The 23707-nt window shown below is 54.0% G+C and carries 23 protein-coding genes and 1 pseudogene; 12 read left to right on the top strand and 12 right to left on the bottom strand.

All coding sequences use genetic code 11. The annotated features are described in order from the left end of the window. Positions 1-114: 114 nt before the first annotated feature. From GS611_RS16830 to GS611_RS16820, 3 genes are all read right to left on the bottom strand, one after another. Positions 115-954 carry a hypothetical protein gene (locus GS611_RS16830; RefSeq protein WP_171120028.1) on the bottom strand — a complete coding sequence of 280 codons (840 nt, stop codon included), beginning with the start codon at positions 952-954 and terminating at the stop codon, positions 115-117. Next, a complete protein-coding gene (locus GS611_RS16825) occupies positions 944-1438 on the bottom strand; it encodes an adenylyltransferase/cytidyltransferase family protein (protein ID WP_216598319.1) in 495 nt (164 codons plus the stop codon). Before GS611_RS16825 ends, GS611_RS16830 begins: the two co-directional genes overlap by 11 nt. Before the next feature lie 198 nt (positions 1439-1636). Then, the gene (locus GS611_RS16820) at positions 1637-2575 is read right to left on the bottom strand and encodes a bifunctional heptose 7-phosphate kinase/heptose 1-phosphate adenyltransferase (RefSeq protein ID WP_256368190.1); all 939 of its coding nucleotides are present in this window, start codon (positions 2573-2575) and stop codon (positions 1637-1639) included. Between the two features lie 87 nt (positions 2576-2662). Between GS611_RS16820 and GS611_RS16815 the strand changes: the two genes are divergently transcribed. The 3 genes and pseudogenes from GS611_RS16815 to GS611_RS16805 form a co-directional block, all read left to right on the top strand. After that, a complete protein-coding gene (locus GS611_RS16815) occupies positions 2663-3175 on the top strand; it encodes an HAD-IIIA family hydrolase (RefSeq protein ID WP_171120026.1) in 513 nt (170 codons plus the stop codon). An 8-nt stretch (positions 3176-3183) separates the two neighbouring features. Beyond that, positions 3184-3765 carry an SIS domain-containing protein gene (locus GS611_RS16810; RefSeq protein ID WP_171120025.1) on the top strand — a complete coding sequence of 194 codons (582 nt, stop codon included), beginning with the start codon at positions 3184-3186 and terminating at the stop codon, positions 3763-3765. 274 nt (positions 3766-4039) lie between these two features. Further along, a pseudogene (locus GS611_RS16805) lies at positions 4040-4186 on the top strand (transposase); the annotation flags it as partial. 91 nt (positions 4187-4277) lie between these two features. On the opposite strand, the gene GS611_RS16800 reads toward GS611_RS16805, so the two are convergent. The 6 genes from GS611_RS16800 to GS611_RS16775 all read right to left on the bottom strand — a co-directional run bounded on the left by GS611_RS16800 (position 4278) and on the right by GS611_RS16775 (position 10396). After that, positions 4278-5072, bottom strand: a complete 795-nt coding sequence (locus GS611_RS16800; RefSeq protein ID WP_170456264.1) for an IclR family transcriptional regulator — start codon at positions 5070-5072, stop codon at positions 4278-4280. A gap of 527 nt (positions 5073-5599) precedes the next feature. Next, on the bottom strand, positions 5600-6904 hold the full coding sequence (locus tag GS611_RS16795; protein ID WP_171120024.1) for a TRAP transporter large permease: 1305 nt from the start codon (positions 6902-6904) through the stop codon (positions 5600-5602). Between the two features lies 1 nt (position 6905). After that, a complete protein-coding gene (locus tag GS611_RS16790; RefSeq protein WP_170456268.1) occupies positions 6906-7421 on the bottom strand; it encodes a TRAP transporter small permease in 516 nt (171 codons plus the stop codon). An 88-nt stretch (positions 7422-7509) separates the two neighbouring features. Further along, a complete protein-coding gene (gene dctP, locus GS611_RS16785; RefSeq protein WP_170456270.1) occupies positions 7510-8520 on the bottom strand; it encodes a TRAP transporter substrate-binding protein DctP in 1011 nt (336 codons plus the stop codon). 156 nt (positions 8521-8676) lie between these two features. Beyond that, positions 8677-9768 carry an NADH:flavin oxidoreductase/NADH oxidase gene (locus GS611_RS16780; RefSeq protein WP_171120023.1) on the bottom strand — a complete coding sequence of 364 codons (1092 nt, stop codon included), beginning with the start codon at positions 9766-9768 and terminating at the stop codon, positions 8677-8679. A 151-nt stretch (positions 9769-9919) separates the two neighbouring features. Then, a complete protein-coding gene (locus GS611_RS16775) occupies positions 9920-10396 on the bottom strand; it encodes a RidA family protein (RefSeq protein ID WP_253285094.1) in 477 nt (158 codons plus the stop codon). A 562-nt stretch (positions 10397-10958) separates the two neighbouring features. Between GS611_RS16775 and GS611_RS16770 the strand changes: the two genes are divergently transcribed. The 8 genes from GS611_RS16770 to GS611_RS16735 all read left to right on the top strand — a co-directional run bounded on the left by GS611_RS16770 (position 10959) and on the right by GS611_RS16735 (position 20356). Continuing rightward, positions 10959-11828, top strand: a complete 870-nt coding sequence (locus GS611_RS16770) for a polysaccharide deacetylase family protein (protein ID WP_171120021.1) — start codon at positions 10959-10961, stop codon at positions 11826-11828. Positions 11829-12011: 183 nt separating this feature from the next. Then, the gene (locus GS611_RS16765; protein WP_253285092.1) at positions 12012-12521 is read left to right on the top strand and encodes a YbhB/YbcL family Raf kinase inhibitor-like protein; all 510 of its coding nucleotides are present in this window, start codon (positions 12012-12014) and stop codon (positions 12519-12521) included. A 142-nt stretch (positions 12522-12663) separates the two neighbouring features. Continuing rightward, positions 12664-15057, top strand: a complete 2394-nt coding sequence (locus GS611_RS16760) for a transketolase (RefSeq protein WP_171120019.1) — start codon at positions 12664-12666, stop codon at positions 15055-15057. A gap of 20 nt (positions 15058-15077) precedes the next feature. Next, positions 15078-16196 carry an L-dopachrome tautomerase-related protein gene (locus GS611_RS16755; RefSeq protein WP_171120018.1) on the top strand — a complete coding sequence of 373 codons (1119 nt, stop codon included), beginning with the start codon at positions 15078-15080 and terminating at the stop codon, positions 16194-16196. A 64-nt stretch (positions 16197-16260) separates the two neighbouring features. Further along, positions 16261-17256: an NADPH:quinone reductase gene (locus GS611_RS16750; RefSeq protein WP_171120017.1), complete on the top strand. Its 996-nt coding sequence runs from the start codon at positions 16261-16263 to the stop codon at positions 17254-17256. 75 nt (positions 17257-17331) lie between these two features. Then, the gene (locus tag GS611_RS16745) at positions 17332-18228 is read left to right on the top strand and encodes a LysR family transcriptional regulator (protein ID WP_253285090.1); all 897 of its coding nucleotides are present in this window, start codon (positions 17332-17334) and stop codon (positions 18226-18228) included. A gap of 84 nt (positions 18229-18312) precedes the next feature. Continuing rightward, positions 18313-19320 (top strand): zinc-binding alcohol dehydrogenase family protein, encoded by a 1008-nt coding sequence (locus GS611_RS16740; RefSeq protein ID WP_171120015.1) that lies wholly within the window; start codon positions 18313-18315, stop codon positions 19318-19320. Positions 19321-19555: 235 nt separating this feature from the next. Further along, positions 19556-20356, top strand: coding sequence for a glycine betaine ABC transporter substrate-binding protein (locus GS611_RS16735; RefSeq protein WP_171120014.1), 801 nt, complete (start codon positions 19556-19558; stop codon positions 20354-20356). 107 nt (positions 20357-20463) lie between these two features. Here the strand turns inward: GS611_RS16735 and GS611_RS16730 are convergent, their stop codons facing one another. Further along, positions 20464-21423, bottom strand: coding sequence for a LysR family transcriptional regulator (locus tag GS611_RS16730; protein WP_171120013.1), 960 nt, complete (start codon positions 21421-21423; stop codon positions 20464-20466). Positions 21424-21557: 134 nt separating this feature from the next. On the opposite strand from GS611_RS16730, the gene GS611_RS16725 reads away from it, so the two are divergent. Next, a complete protein-coding gene (locus tag GS611_RS16725; protein WP_171120012.1) occupies positions 21558-22676 on the top strand; it encodes an alkene reductase in 1119 nt (372 codons plus the stop codon). 40 nt (positions 22677-22716) lie between these two features. Here the strand turns inward: GS611_RS16725 and GS611_RS16720 are convergent, their stop codons facing one another. Both GS611_RS16720 and GS611_RS16715 read right to left on the bottom strand, forming a co-directional pair. Then, a complete protein-coding gene (locus tag GS611_RS16720; RefSeq protein WP_170456292.1) occupies positions 22717-23277 on the bottom strand; it encodes a thioredoxin domain-containing protein in 561 nt (186 codons plus the stop codon). After that, positions 23274-23603 (bottom strand): NIPSNAP family protein, encoded by a 330-nt coding sequence (locus tag GS611_RS16715; RefSeq protein WP_171637495.1) that lies wholly within the window; start codon positions 23601-23603, stop codon positions 23274-23276. Before GS611_RS16715 ends, GS611_RS16720 begins: the two co-directional genes overlap by 4 nt. Positions 23604-23707: the final 104 nt, after the last annotated feature.

Genomic DNA, 23707 nt, shown 5'->3' with positions numbered 1-23707 from the left:
ATACCTCTCAAAAACTAGCCATGAACTAATGGCATCAGAGTGAGATATGAGCTTATGTGCATCACTGAGGAGCAATTCGCTCCAAGAGGGTTTCCTATCCATGTGCACATTTCTCTAATTCTTTTTGTAATAGCTTACACATCTACGAACAAAGCTAGCCAGTTTGCCTTCTGAACCTGACTTGTAAACCAGTTCGTACCAAGGGCTTTCAGAACCGCGAACATCCGGGCTTCCGTAAGGAAAAAGGAAAACTACATCATCGACGACTATCGCACCAAACATGAAGCAGCTATCAACTGTTTCGACTTTGACACGGCTTCGGCTATTTTCGTTCACCCAGTTGGCGAGCGACGTGCTGATTTCGGCTGGGAAATTGTCTGCCCAGTTTACATTGTAGTTAATATTCTTGCTCTCATGCCATGATTTTTCTTCTTCAATGCGATTGGCAACGCCTGGGTTTGTCCCTGACCCGGTAAGTATGGTGGCTGACATCGCAGCGTTTTGATTGATCTGTTCAGAAAGCCGTTGAAGGATGCTTCTATTATTGAACAAAATTCCTAGACCGAGACCAAACGCGTAAAATTCTCTGTGGGCACCCGAAATAGCCTCGATGAGTCTTGCGATTAATTTTGGGTCATTGGCATCTTGGTAAACGCCCAAGAGACCCTCCTGTTCAATTACCGTTTTCAACTCGTCACTTTCCGCTCCGAGTCGCTGCTGATGATGGTCGATGATCAAGGCGACAAGCGCCGCGCCTGCTATTGTCGCTCCGATAAACACAGCTGTTTCGAAGATTATTCCATCCCAAACCTCCGTCACCAAAGCTTGCTGAGGATCAGCAAAGAGTGCTTTCAATAAGAACCCGGTGAACAGAATAACTGACGATATCGCTAGAACTGCTACGTAGAAGTAGAGGAATCGCCTGCGCTTGACTGAGAGAGTTTCAGGAGTCACTGGTCTTTCTCCTCCTTACGATTGAAGTGATATGTTCGATGGTTTTCGATGTTGACCAACTGTCATGAAAGTTGAGCGCCTTCACAACTCCACCATAGCTCCTAACAAACTCTGAACCTACGATTTCGTCTAAACTATAGTCACCGCCCTTCGCCAATACGTCGGGACGAACCTTTTCGACGACCGACTTTGGCGTGTCATCGCTTTCAGAGCCGAAGGTCAACACCCAATCAACCGGTCTCAGTGCTTGCAAGGTTTCCACCCGATCCGCCAGAGAAACAATCGGGCGGTCTTCACCTTTAAGCCGGCGCACCGACTCATCGTTGTTGACGGCCACCACCAGATGTGTCCCAAGACTGCGAGCTTCTTGCAGTGATCGCACATGCCCCACATGCAAAAGATCAAAACATCCGTTCGTCATCACAATAATTCCGCCAGCCGCCCGAGCCATCTCTATAGATTTCAAAATACTATCCTGCTTCACATCGATCCCATGGACTTTCAAAATACGATGCACCTCGCGCAATGATTGCGAAGCTAAACTATTGTAAGTTGGGCGGCGGAAAACGCTCAGCCAAACAAAGCCAGAGTATCGCCAAGTCAAGCCATTGCAAAGCAACTTCTACGGGAAAACTCGCCGGTTCGGTGGGCAACGTTTCTTCGTGAAGCATCATCAACAATCTCAAGGCGCGTGATTCATAGCCGGCTGTGTTTCCAGCATTTCCCTGGTTACAACGCCTGTGCCACTTTGCATCACTGAAATGGTACCCGCCTTTATTGCTCTTCGCGCTGCGTCTTCCATACTTAGGTTTCTAGCAAGGCCGTCTGCCAACGAAGCAATCACGACATCGCCAGCACCCGTTACATCCCGAGCCGATACCCTATTCGCCGAAATGTGAAGCATGTCTCTACCCGCCTCCAACAAGTATCCGCCGCTGACCCCAGCTGTAACCAGGAGTGCATCGAGCGAAAGCGATCGGCGGAGGGTTTCGGCTTCGTGGGGGAACTCTGCGCTTGAAACAGGCGTGCCTGTTGCCTGCTCAAACTCAACCGCGTTGGGTGTTGCAACAGAAGCTCCTCGGTAGCATTCAAACTCTTGTCGTTTAGGATCGACACAAATTCTAAGGCCCGCTTTCCTTGCAGCTTGAATGTAGACTTGTGGATCTACGAGTGTACCCTTGTCGTAGTCTGACAGCACAACAATCTTCGCACTGTGAATTTGTGACGTGAAATCGCAAGCTAGTTTTGAAGCGTCCACAGCAGAAAACTGTCTCTCAAAATCGACGCGAAATAGGTGGCGCCCATTTTGAATCAACCGTGTCTTCACAATGGTCGGAGCAGAGGTCGATTCAAGACAAGATACTATCCCCAAAGCGCTCATCATGGATCGAAGTTGCGCAGCTTCTGGGTCTTGCCCAACCAACCCAAATGCTTTGACATCCGCACCCAAGCCCTTCAAGTTGGCCGCAACATTTGCACCGCCGCCTAAAGCAACCTGTGTTTTATCAACGGAGAGGATAGGAACAGGTGCCTCAGGAGAGAGTCGCGTTACCTGGCCGTGAACATATCGATCGAGCATAACGTCACCGACAACAAAGACGGGTTTTGTACAATCAGACATCACGTTCAAATCTTTCTAGCGGCGTCACTTTAGAGTACGCCTCACAATCTATTGGGTACATGGTCTGTATTAGCCCAGGAGGGGCACTTGTCACCAGTCGCCTTTTTTGATCGAGATGGCACGCTTATCGAAGATCAAAGCTACCAATTTGATGAGAACAAATTTGTTTGGCACCCTGGTGCCCTTGACGCAATATGCCACCTTAAATCAAACGGTTGGAAGATAGTTGTGGTCACTAACCAATCAGCGGTAGCACGTGGTTTTTGCACTGAGTCCGAGGTGATGAATTTTCACGCGGCGATGGTTCGCAGTGCAAATGAAGTCGGAGCCACTATTGACGCTTTCGAATTCTGCCCCTTTCTACCAGGTGCACCGCTAGCAAGTTTTCGAAGCTCTAACCATCCGGATCGCAAACCCAATCCAGGTATGATTCACAGGCACCTGCCCAAGATGAAGCAACACCGTCAAAAATCATTTCTGGTTGGGGACAGAGATACTGACATTGAAGCCGCACACAACGCTGGTATTGCCGGGTATCTTTATCGACCGGGGCAAAATATGATGCAGTTAATTAAAAAGATAGTCGCAGTTTATCAATAGGTTAAGTTATGAAGATAAAGAATGAGCCTTGCGTTATCGAGAAGTATCTAGAGCAAAGTATTGATACCGTAAAGCATGTGCGAAACTCATCAAGTGTGCTGTTGAGAATGACCTCGTGTATCGCAGAAGCAGTGAGCGAGCAACGTACGGTTTTTTTGTGTGGAAATGGCGGCTCGTTTTCAATGGCGCAACACTTCGCTGCAGAAATGTCTGGTAAATTCGAAGCCGACCGCTCAGGATTTCGAGCTCATACATTGGGTTCGAATGGGGCCACATTGACAGCACTTTCAAATGATTTCGGCTACAACCACGTATTTGCACGTGAACTTACGGCACAATCAAAAACGGGTGACGTATTGATTGCGATGTCGACATCCGGAACTTCTTCAAACATTGTCATGGCACTTGAAACTGCCAAGGACTTGGATATCAAATGTCTAGGATTCACAGGCGTCGGAGAGGCTAAATTCAAGCGTCTATGTGATGTAGTATTCGAAGCCAGTTCTGAACGAACTGCTTTCGTTCAAGAGGCACACCTTGTCGCGTTGCATGCTATTTGCGCGAAACTGGATTCAGTGTTTTCTTCCTGAAACCCCATCGCACACTTGTACTACGATTCTAGGTCGTTTTCGCTGAAGGTCCTCAATGAAACCAGGCAATTAAAATGAACATAATAAACCGTATTGGACTCCAAGGAAATCCCAATAACATATTGTTTTTACTAGAAGGTTAGACGCAAAATTCAAACACATAATCTGTCTTATGTTGATAATACCACAAAGCCGAACTTCCCCCCAAACCAACTCAGCACGTCTGCCCTAGTTACCGTCCTCGGCGGGCGCTCCGAACTGCCACTTGCCAGCAATGTGCCGCGGGCACGGGCTCAGCCCAGCAACATTCTACAAGCTGAAGTCCAAGTACGGCGGCATGGAGGTGTCGGAGGCCGCGCAGCTAAAGGCGCTGGAGGACGAGAACGCCAAGCTGAAGCGGTTGCTGGCCGATACAATCCTGCCCCCTGCCGGAATCTACCCCACTCTCGTTATGAACGAGGGACGACCGGGCGGCAGGTCAGAGGTAGTAGAAGCTGGAGTTCAACTATCGCTCACATCTGTTCGGAGTCTTGCAGCAATTTTGAGGCAGCTGTAGCCGACTCTCTAACCTGCTCAGCTAGAGCACTTTCCTCCCGTATCGTTCCGGGAAGAAGCCTAGCCAAAGTAGAAATCCCAAGTGATGCAACCGCAAATCCGTCTTTATCGAGAATGGGAGCACCAATACACGCTATCTCTGAGTTGTTTTCACGATCATCATAGGAAATGCCCCCATCAACAACCGCATCCAATTCGCGTTTTAGGGCAGCCATGCTGGTGATCGTATTTTTTGTCAGTTGTTCAAAGTGGATCGAACGCAGGAGCGCGTTCCTCTCGAAATTTGGTAAGAAGGCTAACAAAGACTTTCCAACAGCACTGCAATACAGCTCATCCACGTCGCCGGGAGCCTGGCGGATCGATACTTTTGCATCTTTTGACAGCGCTACCTCTGCCAGCACCGCGTGCTTCTCTCTCAAAATGGCAATATGTGCGATCTGACCGGTGACTTCTGCCAGTTCCACGACAATAGGATGCAGGCTCTCGATCATCCGATCGACGGCCGAGAAGCTCTGCGAAATGTCACGCAGCTTGTTCCCTGGGCCGTATGTCTTGCCAATCGGCAGGCGAGCGACATAGTCAAGTGTTTCGAGAGTTCTCAGTACTCGGTGCGTGCTTGCCATATCCATATCAAAGGCCTCCGCAATGTCTTTGAGACGGACGGACCGACGGCTAAACGCTATAAACTCCAGAACTTCCAATCCACGTGCAAGAGATTGTGCGGGAAGTGATTTTGAAGACTTGCCAACCATAAAGAACCTTCGAAGAGACCTCAGATTTCTGCACTTAGGCCAGACCTAAGCCCGGCCACAACTTTCTTCAATAGAAATTTATTTCTCAAAGCCTTTCTCGGCTTCTGCCACGAGTTCCCTTCTGCACTCAAGACGAGTGCGCATCAGTAGCTCGAGAGTTATTGCTTATACCAACTGATTCAACGAATTTTGAACTGTAATTTGGATTGAAGCAACCTGCTTTGCCACACTTTCCAGAATGTCGAATCCGAAATTCTAAAAAATTGTCTTATTTACAATTCTTCCAGCCTACGTCTCTCCGAAAAAACTACACCTGCAAGTTGCTCAACGTGTGCGTGACGGCGTTTCAGAAACCACTCTCGTATAAACAACACCGAAAAGTTCGAGCAAGGTGCTTCCGGACCGCCCCCCTGCGCAGGATGCGCGCTGTTTTTTGCCACTTGCTCAATCCAAATCAGCTTGGAAGCACGTAGCACACACGCATTGCGCAGAGGGGGGGACCTTGCGGTACCTCTGCACGTAGTGCGTCATCCACCATACATCAGATTTGGCAGAAAAAGGGACAGGACTGGAAAGGCGAAGATGATCGCTAGAACGATGAACTCGACCTGCAAAAACCACCAGATCCCTCTGTAGATTTCGCCAAAACTGAAATTCGGCGCCACGCTTTTTAGAACAAAAGCATTCAATCCCACCGGTGGTGTGATCAGCCCGATTTCCAGGGCCTTTGTGACAAGCACACCAATCCAAATCGCATCAAACCCGAGTTTCGTCAGCGCGGGCAGGAATATTGGAACCGTCAGGAACATCACCGAAATCGGATCGATGAAGAGCCCAAGGATTAGCATGAGGATCAAATAGAGGATCATAAGCACATGCGGGTGCACCTCCATTCCGACAATGGCCTCGGTGATGGCATGGGATGTACCGCTGACCGCAAGGAACGAGGTAAAGATCAGAGCGCCGACCATGATGATGAATATCACCGACGTGGTCTTAGCGGTTTCAAGAAACACGTTACCAAGGATTTTCCAGCTCAAGTTTCCGCGGCACAGGGCAATCAGAAATGCTCCCGCCGCCCCCATTGCACCGGCTTCCGTTGGGGTGAAGATCCCGGCATAGATCCCGCCGATCACAATGACCGCCAGAAGGACAGCGGCCCAGATATTCTTGATCGCTGCGATTTTCTCGGGCTTCGTCGCGGGCGGCAGTGGCGGGGCAAGCTCCGGCTGCCGCAAAACGCGCACATAGATCATGAGACCAAAGGCCAATGCAGTCAGTAGTCCCGGAATGATCCCAGCAATGAAAAGGCGCGGAATGGATTCCTGAGCAATGATGCCGAACACAATCAAAACAACGCTGGGCGGAATCATCCCTGCGAGCGTCCCCACCGTGGCAATGCACCCAGCAGCCAGCCGGCGGTCGATATTTGCCTTCATCATCTCGGGCAGAGCGACCTTGCCAAAAATCGCGGTGGTCGAGGTGGTGGACCCGGAGCATGCCGCAAAACCGACCGCAGCCATGGTGGTTGCCAAAACAAGACTTCCCCGGATGTGCCCAACCAGAGACCGAGCGGCGCGGAACATGTCATCCGTGACGCCCGAAGCAATTGCCATATGCCCCATCAACAGAAAAAGCGGTACGGCGCTCAGAGAGTAGCCGGAGCCAATGTCGAACAGGCGCGCGCCAAGGGTCTTCAGTGCCGATTCAACACCTCGTGTTGCCGCGAACCCGACCGCTCCGGCCAGCAACAAAGAAAATCCGACTGGCACGCGCAAAGCCAAAAGCAAACCTGCGCCAGCAACGACCAGAACTGGGATCGTGGGGTCCATCTTACACCTCCTCGTGCTGGGGTTCGTGACGCTCTTCAATCAGGGAATCCTGAAACACCAACTGGTAAAATTGTTTGAGGAAGCGCGCTGCCAGAAAGAACAACCCGATCGGGATCATGATCCTCGCAGGCCAGGTCACAACGGCAATCGCGCCAAGGATGGTGTCGCCCATGGAATAGTTCTTCCAAGCCGACACGCCCGTGTACCAAGTCAGCGCGGCGATAAAGCCAAACAACACAGCAAGTTGTAGGCCTTGCACCACCTTGCGCGCCGAGCGAGGCATCTTGCCATAGAGCGCCTCGATAGCGATATGCGCGTTTTCCCGTTGCGCCAATGCCAGTCCGAGGTAGATCACAAACACAAAGGCGAGGCTGACAAAAGAGTAGGAACCCGGCACGTTCCATGGGGTCAGATATCGCACCAGCACATCTGCCACGGTAATGATCATCATGAAGGCCACGGCGGCGGCGGAGATATAGCTGAGTGTGTTTTCCAACTGTCTTTGAAGTCTGAACAACGCGGTGTCCTCCCTTGTTGAAACGCCTAATTGGCGTTTGCGAAACAGCCCGCCTCAAGGGGCGGGCTGTCCCTGGTTTCAGAAAGCATCAGCCCTGGTCATCGGCCATGGACTTGTAAAGATCGAGCAGCGCCCGACCGTCGATCCCGGCATCCTTCATGCTGTCGACCCAGGTCGCCCAGGATGCTTCGCCCGCCGCAACCAGCTTGGCGGTGTCGCTGAAGGTCACGCTTTTCACACCCAATTCACCGGTCAGTGTTTCAGCCGCGGCCTCTTGTTGCGCCAGCATGAGTTCCATTGACCGGTCGACCATTTCAGCGTTCAGCTCTTCAATGATCTGCTGGATGTCTTCGGGAAGATCCGCCCATGCATCCTTGTTGATGACCACCGACATCGGCATGTAGTACCAGTCGAGCCCCTCGTACCAGTAAGGGAAGATGTCGCCGAAACCGAAATCAACCATGTCCGAGGGCCCGCCCATGGTGACCGCTTCGACCACTCTCTTTTCAGCGGCCGCAGGCAGTTCGCCAAACGGAATGGCGTAGGACGTGATGCCCGCCGCAGTCAGCGCATCTGCCGAGCCGCCATGGGCGCGTATCTTGATTTTGCTGAGGTCCTCCATGGTCTTGACTTCGTCAAAGGCCATCATCTGCATCCAGATCCACGTACCGTTGAACATGAACTTCTGATCCAGCGCATCGAACTCTTGTTGGAAATCCGCCGAGGTGTAGAGCCCGTGCATGATCTTGTTGTGTTCAAGCACGTCATCGGAGAGGAACGGCAGGATGCCCAGAGTCGCACGGGGGTAAAGGCCGGGATTGTAAACGGAAGAGACCTGCCCCACGTCAAAGGAACGTGCCTGAAGGCCAGTCGGCTGGCCGGACAGTTTGCCCAACGCACCGCCAAAGACGCGGTTGAAGCCAACGCGGCCATCGGTGCGTTTCTCAACCTCGTCCATCCAGACCCGAACGGACTCATTAAGCCCCGCCTCTCCAAAGGGAGAGTGGAAAGTCAGGTTGTGGTCAGCGGCGTTTGCAGCGCCTGCGACGGTGGTGGCCGCAAAGGTCAAGGCGGCGGCGAATTTGGTAATCGAGATCATTTGGACCTCCCTATCTGTTGGTTTGTGAAAGGCAGCCGCCCACGCTCCTCTTGAGGACGGTCGCCGGGGTTCACGGGTGAATTTTCGTTTTTGGGTGGATTTGCTCCGCCTGCCTGTCCTCCTTTTCGGCAGGGCGGATCTTTACTTGCGGCAAGGTTAGGGCGGCGGCCCCTTCAGGACGTCGGGATGAGCGCGCTCGTATTGCTTCGGATATGTCAGATCGACGCCAAGCTCCTCGGCGGCGCGCCAGGTCCAGCGCGGATCATGCAGATGGCGCCGGGCAACAGCGACAAGATCAGCTGCCCCCAGCCGCAGAACGGTTTCGGCCTGATGCCCGTTGACGATCTGCCCGACCGTTATGACCCGCGCGGAAACAGACTGGCGGACCGCGGCGGCAAAGCCGGTCTGATACCCCGGGCCGACCGGGATTTTCTGAAGCGGGCTGTTGCCGCCGCTGGAGACGTGGATATGGTCGCACCCCAGTCGGTCCAGCTCTTTGGCAAAGGCAACCGATCCTTCGATGTCCCAACCGCCTTCGACCCAATCAGTGGCCGAGATACGAATGCCCATAGGCTTGTCATCCGGCCACTCGGCCCGCACCGCTTCGAACAGCTCCAGCCCGAACCTCATCCGGTTCTCGAGCGCGCCGCCGTATTTGTCGCCACGCTGGTTCGAAAGCGGTGATAGGAACTGGTGGATCAGATAGCCATGCGCCCCATGCAGTTCCAGCGCATCTGCGCCCGCTTCGTTCGCGCGACGCGCAGCCGCCACAAAATGCCCGATCGTGTCCTGGATGCGGTCGACCGACATCTCTTGTGGCACGGCAAACCCCTCGCGCAGAGCCAGGGCAGTCGGCGCGTATGACTGGAACCGATCCTCTTCATTCAACGGGCCCGCGCCTTCCCATAGCGGTTTGTGGCCTGCCTTGCGGCCCGCGTGACACAACTGCACACAGAACTTGGCATCTGAATTGGCATGAACGAAATCGATTACCCGGCCCAGCCCTTCCGCCTGCTGGTCTGAGTAGAGTGCCAGACAGGCCGGGTTATTGCGGGCATGCGGCTCGACATAGGTGCTTTCGGTGAACACCATGGCGGCACCGGAAACCGCGAACTGGCCCAGATGCATCAGATGCCAATCCCCGGCCACGCCGTCATTAGCGCTGTATTGGGTCATTGGCGGAACGACGATCCTGTTGGAAAGGGTCATTCCACGCATTTCCAAGGGCTCGAAAAGAAGCGGTTTCATGGCTGTCCCTCCCCACCGGTTGCCAAGCGCCCTTGCGTCGAACAACCGCAGCGATCCCGATGGAGGTTGATATTGAGTTGTCCGTCAGGCGCCGCCCCTTGAGTCCAACGGGCGGAATGGGGCAGCGCCCTTCGGGGAGAAGATCGGACCGTTACTGTTCGACCTGAGCCCAGAGCACGACCAGCGTCGTACAATCCAGGCACATACCGGGATCAGTGAAGATCATGCGCGAATGGCGCCCCCTGCCACCAAACACCTCATTGATCAGGTGCGATGCCCCGTTCAGCGCCTGAGGTTGTTCGGTGAAGTCCGGCGTGGCCTGAACCGAGCCCTCAAGGCGGATGACACGCTTGATCCGGCTCAACTCACCCACGGCCGATTTCAGTTGGGCAATCGCATTCAAAGCAGAAATCCGGAACGATTGATAGCCATCCTCGGCGGTCAGCACGTCGCCCAGTTTGCCTGTGTATTTCATGTCGCCGTCAATCCACGGCAGTTGGCCCGATGTGTAGATGATCCCGTTGGCTTCGACCCAGGGCTCATAATCTCCGACTGCAGACGGAACAGTCGGCAGCTCCAAGCCAAGCGCTTCCAAACGCTGCTCTGGGGTAAGTAATTCATCAAGCATAGCTTCCTCCCTTTTATATTTCATTATTTGAAAACTTTTTTGTTTTCAACAAACAATTTCATGCAGAACTAGAGCGCAGCCAAGTGAGACCACCTCCTTCAACACCAGACACAAATCGGCCGAGAATGGTCAACAGAACATCAACATAAGGCATTTAAATATAAGTAATTTTCTTGACGAAATCAGCACAGATGAACTGACTTGAAAGCAGAAGCTTCGCACTGCCTCATGCCACCCATCGACTCGCCCAACAACCATGATTGTCTCAACACACCACTCTCGAGGGAATGCGAATAAGTTACTAATAAAGATATTTTATACCGGGCGGCTAACTATGATTCGCCACTCTAAGTGTTGGCCCTCTTTGGGTGAGGCAGGCCTGCTAGATCTTTCGGAAATGAGCCCCAGCCAGATGTGCTTTCCCGATCTCCGCGCCCCCAAAGCACCTAGGTTTCGTTAACGTAACCAACAAATGAATTCAGGTGTTTGGAATTGTTCGTCCGTGCCTGGCCCCTAGTCTCTGTCGGAAAGCTCAAATCTATCCAAACACGGGACAAAGGGTATGACGGAAGAACATCAAAATGACACCGGCTTCTGGCCAGGTGGCGCGCAACTTGCCATCTCGATTTCGATGCAGTTTGAGGCAGGGGCGCAGGGAAAAGACGCTGATGGGCCCTTCCCTCCAATGGAGGCTGGGCTCGTCGATACAATCACACCGACATGGTACGAGTACGGGATGAACGAAGGTATTCCCAGATTGCTCGACCTTTGGGACCGGCACGATGTTAAGGTCACTTCTCATATGGTAGGCCAAGCAGTCGAGCGCCGTCCGGACCTTGCCAAAGAACTCGTGTCTCGGGGACATGAAGCTGCTGCTCATGGCTACAACTGGACTCCACAATTTGGCATGGACCCAAGGGAAGAACGCCTGTCGTATGAGAAAAACATAGAGGTGGTGGAGCGTGTGACCGGTCATCGGCCAGTGGGGTTCAACGCGTTTTGGATGCGTCAGACACGTGCAACATTCGAAATTCTTCAAGAACTAGGTTTTCTCTATCACACCGATGATCTTTCTCGCGACGAGCCAGCTCTGACTTTGGTCAACAACAAACCGCTCGTTGTGGTTCCCTATACTTTGCGTTGCAACGACATCGGACGTTTTTCTTCGCAAGGCATGACATCAGCGGCATTTGAGCAGGAACTGAAAGATGAGTTCGATATTCTCTATGCTGAGGGAGCCCGGCGTCGGCGCATGATGTCCATCAGCACACATGATCGCATTGGTGGCGCTCCCGGAATTGTCGGTGCGCTGGATCGGTTTCTCATCTATGCAAAACAGCATGAAGGCGTCATCTTCATGCGAAAGGATGAGATCGCGCAGTACACACTCCAACAGGACGATGTACCAATCAATCCTCCGCGCAAATTTTGATCAATTTTCAGTTCTTTACAGGAGACCAAAAGGGCGCACTTGCGCCCTTTTTTGTTTGCCTATGCCACATGCTGATTTTGCTAAGAAGACGATTTGCTTTCTCCCCCCAGATCTTAGCTTCGCGTCAGGCACCAAATCAAAGAAAGGCCCATCATGCACCTAATAACCGTAGCTGCCACGATCTTGACCACTCTGGCTTTCGGCACCGCGCATGCGGACGAACCCTTTATCTTGTCGAGCCCCGAACTCACATCAGGCCAGTCGATCCCGGCCAAGTATTACTGGAACAACTTCGGTTGCTCTGGTGAAAACGCTCGCCCAGAACTAATCTGGTCAGGAGCACCCAAGGGGACAAAGAGTTTTGCCGTCACCTTTTATGACAAAGACGCGCCGACCGGCAGTGGATTTTGGCATTGGAGCGTCTACAATATCCCCCTCAACGCAACTGGCATAGGAACTGACATTCCCAAAGGCGCGATTGAAAACAACACTGACCTGAATCAACCTGGTTTCTTTGGGCCTTGTCCACCTGTCGGACGGACGCATTCCTATGTTTATACGGTATACGCTCTGTCCACTCCCAGTCTGGATCTTCCAGAAAACGCCTCGGCCGCACTCGCGGGCTTCTTCTACAACAGCAACACGCTTGCAACCGCAACGCTTGAGGTGATTGCCGGACCGCGCGAGGAATAGCAGTCCCCCTGGATCGGGTCAGGGTCGGCCGAGGCTCCTCGGTCGACCTTTGTTTGCTATTCCCAAAAATAGATTTCGCAACTGATCTGATTATCTGGCCGAAACGCGCACATAGGCTGTCCCGACAATTAAGGAAAACCTGATGTCGGACCATCGCGCACACTCCACCGTTCTTGAAGACCTCGAGAAAAAGGCACTCTGGCTATCGACATGGACGATACACCACGCCAACTCCATCCGCCCGAAACCGGATACTCTCAAAGTTGGTGGTCATCAGGCGTCGTCGGCTTCGCTCTCGACCCTTATGGCGGTACTCTATGGTGCGGTGCTGCAGCCCGAGGACCGGGTCGCCGTCAAACCGCACGCTTCTCCGATCTTTCATGCCTGGCAGTACCTTCTCGGGCGACAGACCCGCGAAAACCTCGAAAACTTCCGTGGATTCGGCGGCGCGCAATCTTATCCGTCCCGTACAAAGGATGCCGATGACGTGGATTTTTCGACCGGTTCGGTCGGCCTGGGAGGGGCGATGGCGGTGTTTTCCGCAATGGTGCAGGACTACGTTGCTGCCAAGGGTTGGGGCAAGCGGGCTCCGGGGCGCATGATCTCCATCCTCGGCGATGCCGAACTGGACGAGGGCAACCTCTACGAGGCGCTACTTGAGGGCAAGAAACACGATCTTCGCAATTGCTGGTGGTTCATCGACTATAACCGGCAAAGCCTTGATGCAGTCACGAAAGATGCGCAGAATGCATTTTTTCGCGATGTTTTTGTTTCGATGGGCTGGGAAGTGGTCGAGCTCAAGTACGGATCGCTTCTAGAGGCAGCGTTCGCCGAACCAGGGGGCGAACAGTTGCGCGACTGGATAGATGACTGTTCCAATCAGACCTATGCGGCGCTGACCTTTTCCGGCGGGGCCGCCTGGCGCGAACAACTGTTGAACGATCTTGGTGATCAGGGCGATGTTAGCCGCCTGATCGAGAGCCGCACGGATGACGAACTGGCTAGGCTGATGACCAACCTCGGTGGTCACGACCAGCGCAGCTTGATGCAGACTATTGCATCAATCGACCATGATCGCCCCGTTTGCTTCATCCTTTACACAGTCAAGGGCTATGGCCTGCCTCTTGCGGGTCACAAGGATAACCACTCGGGCCAGATCAACAGCGCCCAGTTGGGAATCTTGCGTGGTGCACACCAAATTCGTACCGGGCATGAGTGGAACCTTTTCGAGGGTCTGCCCCGCCCCACCGCCGAATACGATGCATTCCTGAATCAGGTGCCCTTCATCGCGCAAGGTTGTCGACGTTACACCGCCGCGCGTATCAAAGTGCCGGGTCTGACGCCTATATCGGCAAAAGCCGCTCTGTCGACGCAGGACGGGTTCGGCAAGCTGCTGGACGATCTTGCGCGCGGCTCATCCCCTCTATCGGATCGCATTCTGACCATTGCGCCGGATGTGGCAACCTCAACGGGGCTGGCTGGATGGGTGAACCGTAAGGGGGTTTTTGCCAAGACCCCGATTGCGGATGAGTTTCGGGATCGGGGCATTGCATCGATGCAGAAATGGGCTGCTTCGCCTGAAGGCGCGCATATCGAGCTGGGCATTGCCGAGATGAATCTCTTTACCCTGCTCGGTGCAGCAGGACTGTCGCACGCACTGTTCGGCGAGCGGCTTATTCCTATAGGAACGCTTTATGACCCCTTCATCGAACGCGGCAAGGATGCGCTGAACTATGCCTGTTACCAGGATGCCCGATTCATCGTGGCCGCGACGCCATCCGGCATCACCCTAGCGCCAGAGGGCGGTGCGCATCAGTCCATCGGAACACCGCTGATCGGCATGTCACAAGATGGCCTGGCCAGTTTCGAACCTGCCTTCGTGGACGAGCTTAGCTGCATCCTGGAATGGTCATTCGACTATTTGCAGCGTGACGGAGAAGAGGCCCCCGAACCCGGCGACTGGCTGCGCGATGAAACCGGCGGATCAGTCTATCTGCGCTTAACCACCCACAAACTGGAACAGCCGACACGCACATTGGATGACGGGCTAAGGCGCGACATCGTCAATGGTGGTTACTGGCTCCGCAAGCCGGGTCCGGGTTGCGCCCTCGTGATAGCTTATACCGGCGTGGTAGCAGCCGAAGCGATTGCCGCTGCCGGGCGAATTGGACAGGATCAGCGCGACATCGGCGTCCTGGCTATCACATCGGCAGATCGGCTTAACGCGGGGTGGCACGCCGCAGACCGAGCTCGCGCCCTGGGGCATCCCAATGCGCAATCCCATGTCGAAACGCTGTTGTCCGAGGTCAGCAGAGATGCAGCCATCGTCACGGTCACGGATGGGCATCCCCTCGCCTTGTCCTGGCTTGGGTCGGTCTTGGGTCAGCGGGTTCGCCCTCTTGGAGTCGAGCATTTTGGGCAGACTGGATCAATAGCAGATCTGTACCGCGCTCACCGCATCGACGCCGATGCGATCATGCGAGCGGCGGAACTAGCGCTCAACGGACGCCCGCTCCGTCTGGCCCGAATTAGCTGAAACCAAGAAGGGAAGACTCCATGAAACACCTTGTCACCTCGCTCTGCATGAGTGCGGCCATCGCCTTTCCAGCCTGGAGCGAAGCCCCGCAAACTGCTGAGGTCGTTGCCGAACTCCCGCTATCTGTCGGCAATATCACATTCACGCCGGATAATCGGATTATCTATAGCCACCACCCGTTCTTTTCGCCTGAAATCCGGGTGGCCGAACTGGGCGAAGACGGAAAATCCTTTGCCCCGTTTCCCAACACCGAATGGAACACACCACGGGATGGAACCGACCGCTATTTCGACAGCGTGCTGGGTCTTCGCGGCGATGAAAACGGGATCGTCTGGATCCTCGACATGGGTCAGCGCACCGGGCTGACACCCAAGCTGGTGGGCTGGAACACCTGGGAGGATCACCTGGAAAAGATTTACTACATTCCAGCCCCTGCCTCGCGCCCCGAAAGCCAGCACAACGATTTTGTCGTCAATCACAAGGATGGCGTGTTCGTCATCGCCGACGAAGGCATCGGACCGGGTGGCGACGGAACGACGGCGGCATTGGTCATCGTCGACATGACGACTGGCGCCACGCGGCGCGTTTTGCAAGGTCACGTGTCGACCTTGCCCGAAGATGTAGCGATCGTAGTGGATGGCAAACCGCTGACCGTCCCGGATGGCAATGGGGGGCAGGCCGTGATCAAGGTGGGTGCGGACGGTATCGCTGCGGATACGGAATTCGAATGGTTGTATTACGGTCCGCTTAACGGCTCCGCCATTTATCGCATTCGTTTTGCCGATCTTCTGAATGAAACCCTGACCGAGACTGAGCTCGGCGCGCGGGTCGAACGCTATGCCGACAAGCCCAACAATGGCGGTCTGTCAATCGACCAGGCTGGAAACCTCTATCTGACCGAGGTGGAAACCAACGCTGTCGGGATCATCCCGGCAGACAGCCGGGAATATCGCCGCTACGCCGTGGCAGAGGATCTGTCCTGGCCAGATGGCGTAAGCTATGCGTTGGACGGCTACATGTATGTTTCCGCAGCCCAGATTTCCAAAGCCGCTCTGTTCAACGATGGTGAGGCAAGAAACGAGGCGCCTTACCTGATCTACCGATTCCGCCCTGAGGCACCAGGGCGCATCGGACACTGACACCTCTCCCCAAACTTGTCCGCACGGTTATCCGCGCGGACCCTTTTTTGAAGTAGACACACACATGAAAACCGTATCCGTAGTTGGCCAAGGAGCCGCAAAAGACAGTTTCCGCATCACAAACGGCGCCGTACCTGAACCTGGATCAGGCGAAGTGCGCGTGCGTATTCACGCCAGTGGAATCAATCCGTCAGACTATAAGGTCCGCTCGGGCGCTCAGGGCCCGTTGCCTGATGGCGATGTAACCCCTCATTCAGATGGTGCCGGCATCATTGAGGCTGTGGGCAAGGGGATTTCCTCCGACCAAATCGGCCAGCGTGTCTGGCTGTTCAATGTGAACCGTACTGAAGACGGCCTAGCCCAGGGCAACAGGGGCACCGCCGCGGAGCAGATCGTGGTCAAAGCCGAACTTGCGGCCCCGCTGCCTGATGGCATCTCCTTCGAACAGGGTGCTTGTCTAGGCGTGCCTGCGATGACCGCTCATCGCGCTCTGATGGCGGACGGGCCGGTCAAAGGCCAGTGGGTTCTGGTTACCGGAGGGGCCGGTGCCGTTGGCCAATGCGCCATCGCCCTGGCGAAATGGGCCGGTGCGCGGGTGATCGCCACGGTCAGCGGACCCGAAAAAGCGGAGATCGCTCGCCAAGCCGGGGCAGACTACATCATCAATTACCGGGAAGAAAACCTGCCCGCTGCGGTCCTAACCATCACTGGCGGAAAGAGAATTGACCGGATTGTCGATGTGGCCCTATCCGATACGATGAAGGAGGCCCATCTCTACCTCAAACAGGGCGGTGTTATTGCGCATTATGCTACCAGTGACCCTGCCGCTCCCCTGCCCTATCGTTCCCTTCTGGTAACAAATGCGGTCGTCAGGTTCGTGTTTGTCTATGCAATCCCCGCCCAAGCGCAACAGGATGCGATTGAGGACATAAACGCATGTCTTCAGACTGGTGCACTAAAACTCAAGATCGAGCGGTCCTTCCCTCTGGACCAGATTGTGGCCGCGCATGAGTTCGCTGAACAGGGCGGCTTTGCCGGAAAAGTCATTTTGACCGTTTGAGGCCATTCCGCCGCTGCAAACAATGCGGTTGATTTTGCCTGCTTTGTTTGGCTCACTCAAAGAATGACCTTTGACTTGAAATCGCTGGAACTTTTCGTCCGAGTGGCCGCTCTTGGAGCCCTCGGACGGGCGGGCGAAGAATTCCGGCTATCGCCCACGGCTACGACCCAGCGCATACAGATGCTCGAAGCGGATCTGGGAACCAAGCTTCTCAACCGGACAACCCGAGCAGTGTCTCTTACGCCGGACGGAGAGCTATTCCTGGAGCATGCGCAAAGGGTTCTCGATAGCGTCGAAGAAGCAAGAGCAGCGGTTTCCACTGTCAAAGGACAGGTTGCAGGTGAACTGCGCGTGACCGCTTCGGCCTCTTTTGGGCGCTCACAGATTGTCCCCCATATCGGCGAATTCCTTAATCAATACCCAGATGTCACACTGAAACTCGACCTTAATGATTCCATCATAGACATCGTGGAGCAGGGGTATGATCTGGCAATCCGGGTTGGGATGCTGAACTCATCAACGCTGTTGGCCCGCAAGCTTGCGCCCAATCCACGGCTGCTTGTCGCCTCGCCGGACTATCTGGAGAAGTTCGGCGTTCCACAGCAACCCTCGGACCTGAAATCACACCGCTGTATCGTGCTTGGCGAAACGCGAAATTGGGCGCTCAAGGATGAGGCAGGGAACATTACAGAAGTACGTGTCGGCGGAAACTTCACCACAAACTTTGGCGAGGCGGTGACCGATACTACGCTTCAGGGGATAGGGATCGGGCTTAAATCTGTCTGGGACATATCAGACCACCTAAAGACCCGGCGACTGAAACGTGTCTTGCCCAGTCATACCGTTTCACCAGAATGGCAGGTATGGGCAGTCCGCCCCGCCAGCCGGACCACTCCACCAAGAGTACAGGCATTTACCAGCTTTCTTGAGGAACGGTTTCGCAAAACCGGCCTTGGAACGATTGTTTCATAAACCCAAAATCTGACTTGGGCTCCTCCGAGATTATCCTTCGTTGAACGTTGCCTACATCCAAAACAGCAACGAAAAGGACACCAAATGAAAGCCGTTGGATTTACTCGCTCTTACCCTATCGATCACCCTGCTTCACTCAAAGAGTACCAAGTACCCAAGCCCGAGCCACTTGAACACGATTTGATTGTGCGGATTGATGCAGTTTCCGTGAACCCTGCAGATGCCAAAATCCGCATTCGATCGGCGCAGGATCAAGACAGGGAAACCCCGCGGGTCCTCGGATATGACGCAGTAGGAACCATTGAAGCAATGGGCTCGGCGGTAACAGGCTTTACGCTTGAGGACCGCGTGTTTTACGCTGGCGATGTCACCCGCGATGGCTCTTATGCAGAGTATCAGGCGGTGGATGCTAGGATTACCGCAAAAGCTCCTCAAACCCTGGCAAATGCAGAAGCCGCAGCCCTGCCTCTGGTATCTTTGACGGCCTATGAAGCGCTATTTGATCGCATGAAACTGTCCAAAGGTCAGAGCGGCTCGCTGCTGATCATCGGTGGAGCAGGCGGTGTTGGCTCAACCATGATCCAGCTTGCAAAAGCCCTGACGAAAATGACGGTCATCGCAACGGCTTCACGCTCGGAAACCCGTGACTGGGTTCAGCGTATGGGCGCGGATCATGTGGCTGATCACCGCAATCTGGTGTCATCCGTGCACGATCTTGGGTTTGAGAATGTAGATTACATTTTCAACGCGGCAGACACCAAAGGGCATTGGGATGCCATGGCGGACCTCATTGCGCCGCAGGGTACAATCGGTGCCATTGTTGAGTTCAATGGTGGCGTTGATCTTTCAAAACTTCAGGGCAAGTCCGTGACCTTCGTATGGGAACTTATGTTCACGAGATCCTTGTTCAGCACGTCCGATTTGTCGCGGCAAGGAGAGATACTTTCTCAAATTGCAGACCTCGCTGATACTGGCAAGCTGCGTCCGACCGTTACACAGGAGTTATCAGGGTTGAGCGCTGAATCTTTCAAGGCGGCCCATCAATCCATCGAAACAGGCGCTACAATCGGTAAGATCGCTGTGACTTACTAAAGTCGCGTAGCGGAGGAGGCTCCCACCTCCTCCATTCTTCAGATCTGGCAAATTGTGATTTTCCAACTGGCTGATTGTTTTGACATCGCTGCAATGTCACTTGGTTCAACGATAGGTGCCGTGGAGCAAACAGCTCACACGCACATGATCTGTTCCGATCCGGCAATGTGCCTAAACTCCGAAACGTTCGTTCGGCTCCGGACCGGAACTGCATATTGAACAAAGGAAATTTCAGATGAGCACACCTTTGGTTGTTGGGCAAATCGCGCTTAGCTTTCACAAGGCAGCGGCGGCAGTTCTTTGTGAGCTGCTAACAAGAACCGGCCATGAAGTGGACGTGAAAGAAGCCCCCCATGAGGACATGTACGCCATGCAAAAAGCAGGTGGGGTGGATCTTGTCGTATCCGCGTGGCTTCCTGCAAGTCATGGACCTTACATCGGGCCGTACGCAGACGATCTGCTGAAACTCTCTGTCATCTATAACCCTTATTGCATCTGGGGCGTTTCAGACCGGGCCCCGCAGCACATTCGCTCGGTTGCTGATCTGGCTGATCCACAGGTTGCCGCACTGTTTCGCAAGCGCATTCAGGGCATTGGTCCCGGAGCTGGCATCAGCAGATTTTCGAAGCAATTGGTTCGAGATTATCAACTTGATACGCTAGGGTTCCACTTTGAAAATGGAACTCTTGATGAGTGTACCTCTGCTTACTTGGATGCAGAAGCCAAGGGCGAATTGGCGATCGTGCCGCTCTGGCATCCTCAGTGGCTGCACGGGCAGTCCAAATTGCGTGAATTAGAGGATCCATTGGGCTTGCTTGGTGGGCGAGACGACGCAACCTTGATGCTACGAAAGGATGCGGTCCACAAGCTGAATGCCCAAGGCCGCGCACTTCTTGACCGTATGCACCTCGGGAATGAAACGGTGTCTCGCTTGGATCGCGAAATCTGTATCGATGGGCGTAATCTATCTGATGTCGCCCGCTCGTGGATCGCAGCAAACCCCGATTTGTGCGAGGCTTGGATTGCCACAGGGTAATTGGGCAATCTGCCACTTCCACTCAAATAACCCGAAGCGCTTTCACGTTCGGTCCAATTCTGTGCACATCTGATTTCTCCAAGGTGGACGGCAGCGCCTCGGCTTACTCATTCACAAGCGGCACCGTCATTGGTCAAATAGTGCGGCTTCAGACTAATGGTCTCCAGGCATCTGTCGAGAATCTTCAGTTCCCGGATGATATGATCTGCCAGACGTCGCACCTTTGTCGGTTGACGCGCGAGCGGAGGGAATACTAGCTGCAAATCCACGGAGGGGGGGCAGAACGGGACCAGAAGTGGCACAAGACGGCCATAGTTCAAATCTTCCGCCACATCCCAGGCAGACTTCAACGCGATACCTTTGCCTTCTAGAGCCCACCGCCTTAACACCTCACCATCATTTGTTGCCCTGGAACCTGAGACCCGCACCGTCAGCGCCTTGGTGTTCTCAACAAATGTCCAAGTATCATTCTTGTCCCCCAAAGAAGACAGCAGCATACAGTCATGGCTCCCGAGATCCTTCGGGTGCTCCGGAACGCCTTCCCGCTCCACATATTCAGGAGAAGCGACCGGAATCCGCTTGTTTGAGGACACGCGTCGAATGCGCAAGCTGCTATCCATTAGCGCCCCGTATCGCACTGCAATATCGATCCCGCGTTCAGTTAGGTCTGTCACGCGGTCGGTACACACCAGGTCCACCGAAATACCGGGGTTCGCTTCGACAAACCGATCCAACGACGGAGCGATATAGTTTCGGCCTAGATCCACTGGGGCCGTCACCTTGATCATTCCGGACAGTTCTCGTTTTTCACGCGAAATCTGTTCGTCAAAAGCAGCCAGATCATTGAGAATATTTAACGAAACTTCAAGAAACTCTTCGCCTGCCGATGTTAGGTGCAACTGTCGTGTAGTCCGGCGAAACAAGGTGGCACCGACTGATCTCTCCATGGCTGACAAGCGAAGAGAGGCTGAGCCTGGAGAGATCCCAATATCACCTGCAGCCGCGCTAAGTGAACCAAGTTCCACGATGCGTTTAAACAGCCTCAGATCAGAAATTTTCTCGATCATATTCTTTGAGAATCCTAAAAGGTTTTATGCTGACACGATTATTAACAAGTTTTTCTAAAAAAGCGAAGGTCCAACTGGAAATGCCAAGCAGGTAACTGCTCGCAACAAATTTAAAACTAAAAGGACCTAGGTTCATGACTAAAGAACTGTTCAAACCCCTTACGATGGGGCCCCTCAACCTCCCCAACCGCATTGCTGTCGCGCCGATGACGCGGGCCCGCACAACGCAACCCGGCGATATCCCAAATGCAATGATGGCTGAGTATTACGCACAGCGTGCCAGCGCCGGCCTGATCATCACCGAGGCCACCCAAATCTCTAACCAGGGCAAAGGATACTCGTTCACCCCGGGCATCTTCACCCCGGATCAGATCGAAGGCTGGAAACTGGTTACAGATGCGGTTCACAAGGTCGGAGGGCACATCTTTTTGCAGCTTTGGCATGTGGGGCGGATGAGCCACGAAAGCTTTCACACTGATGGCAAACCCGTTGCGCCATCCGCTCTGTCACCAGACGCACAAGTTTGGATCGTTGACCCGGAAACTGGCGAAGGTGGCATGGTAGATTGCCCTGTTCCGCGGGCGCTGTCAAAAGCCGAGATCACAGACATCATTCAAGATTTCCGACAAGGTGCGGCCAATGCGATTGCCGCTGGATTTGACGGTGTCGAAATTCATGGGGCAAACGGATATCTGATCGACGAGTTCCTGCGTCGGTCTTCAAATCAGCGCACGGATGACTATGGCGGGTCACAGGAAAACCGTATCCGTTTCCTGCGCGAGGTCACCAAAGCCGTCGCCGATGAGATTGGCGCCGACAAGACCGGCATTCGGCTGTCGCCCTACATCACCCAACGCAACATGGCAGATGACGAGATCATCGAGGTGATCCTGAAAGCCGCCGAGGCTTTGAACGACATCGGGATTGCGTATGTTCATCTGTCCGAAGCCGACTGGGATGATGCCCCTATCGTACCCGAACAATTCCGCCACGATCTACGCAAGGTGTATTCGGGAACCATTATCGTTGCTGGAAAATACACTCAGGAACGTGGCGAGAAAATCATCAGCGATGGGTTGGCCGACATCGTGGCCTATGGCCGACCATTCATCGCCAATCCAGACTTGCCTCGCCGGTTTTCTGAAAGTCTGCCTTTGGCCGATTTCGACCCGGCAACCCTGTTTGGTGGAACTGCGGTAGGGTATTCCGACTATCCTGACCACGACGATGCGCTCGAAATCGCAGGTGAATAAATCCAACAACGGTTGGCGGCCTGATGGGGCCGCCAACGCATTACGCTTGTCTCAGGGCATCCACCCAGTTTCCAATGGGATCGCGGCTTCCCAAACCGGGATCTACGATGCCGTTGACCATAAATGTCGGGGAGGCGTGAATGCCGTTTTGCCGGGCATATTTGACGTGCTTTTTGATTTCCCGATCCAGATCATGCCGCGCAAACTGCTCTTTCAACGGGACACCGCTGACAGATTCAATCCGCTCGATAAGAGCATTCGGCGTCACGTCCATATTCGGACCTGAGCAGTGATGCTCAAACTCGAAATTCTCAGGTTGAGAGTAAATGGCTTCCATCACAGCCCAGGCAGACGCTTTTCCATCAGCACAGCAGGACGCGGCCAGGATCGCGCGACAGATAATTGCTGAGAACATGTGCCAGGGTTGCGACTGCAACCAAACCTGCAAAACAAGCCCATTCTCTCCGAACTCCTTTTGCAAAGAAGCGAGCTTTCCAAAAGCAATTGCTGAAAACGGGCAAGTTGGCTCTAGAAACACCTCGAAAACAGGGCCTCCCTGCCCCCAAACCAGCGGATCGGGTTTTGTTGTATCCTGGTTCATTTGCGTGTTCCGGGCAGCCAGAACTTGGCAGGGTTCAGCAACGTGTTGTGTTGTTCGGTTTGATAGCCCAGCTCCGCGCCGGCTTGACGATACGCCAACCAATCGGCGTCGTCATAAAGGGCCTTGCGGCGCGTCTCGCGATCCGCCGCATTCTCATACTGCCAAAGATGTACATAGGCATTCACATCGCCACTTTCGACGACACCATAAAAGGCAGGGTTTCCCAAATGCCGCTTTTGCGCTTCGAACCCAAGTTCTTCGTATAGCGCCAATTGCTTTGGCAATGTACCGGGGCGGGTGCGGTATGTTCTGAGGTCAAATAACATGCTGTTTCCTTCCGGTGAGATGTATCTTGTGCGTCTGAACTCGGTCCTTTTTGAACAGAAATCTGCCGGAAGCGTGGGGAGAGGTCACTTCCGGCAGGGGCTGG

It is taken from the genome of Ruegeria sp. HKCCD6119, assembly GCF_013110585.1.
Classification (GTDB): domain Bacteria; phylum Pseudomonadota; class Alphaproteobacteria; order Rhodobacterales; family Rhodobacteraceae; genus Ruegeria.
Note: the sequence above shows the minus strand (reverse complement) of the source record. Positions and strands in the feature narration are given on the sequence as shown.

Excerpts from the sequence above, each read along its gene's own strand:
- GS611_RS16820 (WP_256368190.1), bottom strand. The coding sequence starts at position 2,575 with ATGTCTGATTGTACAAAACCCGTCTTTGTTGTCGGTGACGTTATGCTC.
- GS611_RS16810 (WP_171120025.1), top strand. The coding sequence starts at position 3,184 with ATGAAGATAAAGAATGAGCCTTGCGTTATCGAGAAGTATCTAGAGCAA.
- GS611_RS16800 (WP_170456264.1), bottom strand. The coding sequence starts at position 5,072 with ATGGTTGGCAAGTCTTCAAAATCACTTCCCGCACAATCTCTTGCACGT.
- GS611_RS16795 (WP_171120024.1), bottom strand. The coding sequence starts at position 6,904 with ATGGACCCCACGATCCCAGTTCTGGTCGTTGCTGGCGCAGGTTTGCTT.
- dctP (WP_170456270.1), bottom strand. The coding sequence starts at position 8,520 with ATGATCTCGATTACCAAATTCGCCGCCGCCTTGACCTTTGCGGCCACC.
- GS611_RS16780 (WP_171120023.1), bottom strand. The coding sequence starts at position 9,768 with ATGAAACCGCTTCTTTTCGAGCCCTTGGAAATGCGTGGAATGACCCTT.
- GS611_RS16775 (WP_253285094.1), bottom strand. The coding sequence starts at position 10,396 with ATGCTTGATGAATTACTTACCCCAGAGCAGCGTTTGGAAGCGCTTGGC.
- GS611_RS16770 (WP_171120021.1), top strand. The coding sequence starts at position 10,959 with ATGACGGAAGAACATCAAAATGACACCGGCTTCTGGCCAGGTGGCGCG.
- GS611_RS16760 (WP_171120019.1), top strand. The coding sequence starts at position 12,664 with ATGTCGGACCATCGCGCACACTCCACCGTTCTTGAAGACCTCGAGAAA.
- GS611_RS16755 (WP_171120018.1), top strand. The coding sequence starts at position 15,078 with ATGAAACACCTTGTCACCTCGCTCTGCATGAGTGCGGCCATCGCCTTT.
- GS611_RS16750 (WP_171120017.1), top strand. The coding sequence starts at position 16,261 with ATGAAAACCGTATCCGTAGTTGGCCAAGGAGCCGCAAAAGACAGTTTC.
- GS611_RS16740 (WP_171120015.1), top strand. The coding sequence starts at position 18,313 with ATGAAAGCCGTTGGATTTACTCGCTCTTACCCTATCGATCACCCTGCT.
- GS611_RS16735 (WP_171120014.1), top strand. The coding sequence starts at position 19,556 with ATGAGCACACCTTTGGTTGTTGGGCAAATCGCGCTTAGCTTTCACAAG.
- GS611_RS16730 (WP_171120013.1), bottom strand. The coding sequence starts at position 21,423 with ATGATCGAGAAAATTTCTGATCTGAGGCTGTTTAAACGCATCGTGGAA.
- GS611_RS16725 (WP_171120012.1), top strand. The coding sequence starts at position 21,558 with ATGACTAAAGAACTGTTCAAACCCCTTACGATGGGGCCCCTCAACCTC.
- GS611_RS16720 (WP_170456292.1), bottom strand. The coding sequence starts at position 23,277 with ATGAACCAGGATACAACAAAACCCGATCCGCTGGTTTGGGGGCAGGGA.
- GS611_RS16715 (WP_171637495.1), bottom strand. The coding sequence starts at position 23,603 with ATGTTATTTGACCTCAGAACATACCGCACCCGCCCCGGTACATTGCCA.